Annotated in this window: 2 protein-coding genes; one reads left to right on the forward strand and one right to left on the reverse strand. The window is 71.6% G+C overall.

Annotation, left to right across the window (positions count from 1 at the left end; all coding sequences use genetic code 11):
- Nucleotides 1-60: 60 nt before the first annotated feature.
- Nucleotides 61-957, reverse strand: coding sequence for a hypothetical protein (locus Q0L15_RS19475; protein WP_296606227.1), 897 nt, complete (start codon nucleotides 955-957; stop codon nucleotides 61-63).
- 143 nt (nucleotides 958-1,100) lie between these two features.
- On the opposite strand from Q0L15_RS19475, the gene Q0L15_RS19480 reads away from it, so the two are divergent.
- Complete coding sequence (locus tag Q0L15_RS19480) at nucleotides 1,101-2,201, forward strand: hypothetical protein (RefSeq protein WP_296606229.1); 1,101 nt, start codon at nucleotides 1,101-1,103, stop codon at nucleotides 2,199-2,201.
- The last annotated feature ends 167 nt before the right edge of the window (nucleotides 2,202-2,368 follow it).

A 2,368-nucleotide genomic window follows, 5' to 3' on the forward strand; every position in this document is an offset into this window, starting at 1 on the left:
CACGATCGCCGCACCCACGACCTCCGCCACCTGCCCGACGCTACGCGACCGGGCCGGGCCTCAGAACGCCTTGCGTAGATACCGCTGGGTGGCGCGCTCCAGTGCGCTCGAGGGTCGGCCGACAGGGCCACAGACGCCGCAGCCACTCAGGTCAGGAAGATCGAGCGTATCGGTGACGGCGCCGCCCTGGCGGTAGACAGCCATCCGCACGACCACGGGCGGATCACACCCATCGTCGGGGCACCCGACGTCGTCCGAGGACGGGAACAGGACCGGCACGGGGAGCGACTCACCCTCGTGCACCGTGAGCGGGAACGTGCCGTCACACACGGGGACGAAGAACTCCGAGCTCAGGATGCAGGCACTGAGCAGCGCCGAGATCTCGTCGTTCGGCTCCCCCGCGAAGATCAAAGGCGCGTCGACGATGTCGGGGTCCACGAACAGCCCGTGCATCGACACGAGGTAGTTGCCGGGAACGTCGAGCACGATGGGGTCGCCCTGCAGGGGATACAGCTCGCTCAGGAAGGAGTCCGCGGACGCCGCCGACCAGCCATTGAGGCCGAAGATGCCGCCGGCGACCAGGCTGCCGTCGCCGGGAGCACCGGTCGCACCTTGCGATCCTCGCGATCCGGAGGCACCCGTCGGGCCCTGCGGGCCGGTGTCACCCTTCGGTCCCGGCGCGCCCTGGGGGCCGGGGATGCCCTCGCCGAGCAGGTCCTCGATCTGGGCCTTGGTCGCCGCGTCGAGCGACTTGCCCCAGCTCACCGCCCCGGGCGCGAGCTTGCTCGCGTCCACGCTGTCGTCGGAGAGGTCACGCGTCCGGATCGTGCCGTCCTTGATGTTCTTCGAGGTGATCAGCTTGCCGGCGACGGCACCGGCGGAGCCGCCGACCACCAGGACGGTGGCGAGTCCGGCGGCGACGAGCGTGGCCTTGAGGGAGGGACGGTACGACGGCATGGCGGTCCTCTCGGGGGTGACGACCTGGCGTTCGCACGCTAGGGCGGTGGTCGCGCCGTGAACAGGTCGGCCAGCGCGTTCGGGCGATCTGTCCAGACCGCACGAGCCCAGCCCGGCCTGGGCTCATCGTTACGGTGGAAGGCGTGGAGCTGACCCGCACCGACGACCTGAGCGACGAGGTCGACGCGCTCGCGCGCCGATACGCCGGCCGCGTGGGGCTCGATGGCGTGCTCGGCGCCCTCGACCGCAAGCTGCGGCGGACTGTCGCTCCGTGCCTCTCGCGGCACCGCGCCTGGACCTGGGACGCGCACGACCGCCGGGATCGCGAGTGGTGGCCCCAGGGCGTCTCGCCGGGGCCGCGACCGGAGGTCCTCGGCGTCACCTGGTACGCGAAGTCCGGCGGCTCCCGGCTGAGCGTCCTCGACCTCGCCGCTCGCCGCTATCGGCACGTCATGTTCGTGCGTCCGACCGCTGAGGGCTACGATCCGCTGCGCATCCACGCCGGCGGCCTCGCCTGGATCGGCACCCGACTGCACGTCGCGGCCACGAGGGCCGGCCTGTGGGTCGCGGACACCGACGACATCGTCCGCGCCGACGGTGAGTTCGTCCTGCCCGTTCGGCACCGACTGTCCGCTACGGGGACGGAGGACGAGCCCCTGCGCTTCTCGTTCGTGGCGGCGGTGCCCGGGCGTCCGGACGAGCTGGTCTTGGGCGAGTACGGCAACCGTCGCCAGACGCGCCGCATCGCGCACGTCGCGGCCACGAGGGCCGGCCTGTGGGTCGCGGACACCGACGACATCATCCGCACGAGCGAGGGCCTCGTCCTGCCGGTCCGGCATCGGCTGTCCGCGACGACGACGGCGGACGAGCCGCTCCGCTTCTCGTTCGTGGCGGCGGTCCCCGGTCGTCCGGACGAGCTGGTCCTCGGTGAGTACGGAAACCGCCGCCAGACGCGCCGCATCGCGCACGTCGCGGCCGACGGCGGGCCGATCGACGTCGGCGACGGTCAGGTCGTGCGCGCCCAGGGCATCGTGCACGTCGACGGGATGTATGCGCTGACTGCCTCGCACGGCCCGTGGACCCCGGGGTCGTTGTGGGTGGGACGTCCTGGCGAGCTTCGGGAGCGACGCTGGGCGCTCCCGATGGGCCCGGAGGACCTGGCGTGCTCGCTGGACGGCCATCGGCTCTGGACCGTCACCGAGCACCCACGCCGCCGCTGGATCGTGTCGCTGCCGCGGCCCTGAACGGTCCAGACATGCGACAAGCGCCACCGTGACGGTGGCGCTTGGTTGCCGGGTCTAAGAGTGCGTATGCCCTAGGGTGAGACAGGCGGTCCGGACCATTCTCGCGCAGCGGCAAACAGAGAATGGCCCGGACCGCGTCTGTGTGTCCCGACTTGGTTCAGATGTGG

The sequence above is a fragment of the Nocardioides sp. genome (assembly GCF_024509035.1).
Taxonomy (GTDB): Bacteria; Actinomycetota; Actinomycetes; order Propionibacteriales; family Nocardioidaceae; genus Nocardioides.

Bases quoted from the DNA above. Each gene is read 5' to 3' on its own strand.
- Q0L15_RS19475 (WP_296606227.1), bottom strand. From the start codon at position 957: ATGCCGTCGTACCGTCCCTCCCTCAAGGCCACGCTCGTCGCCGCCGGA.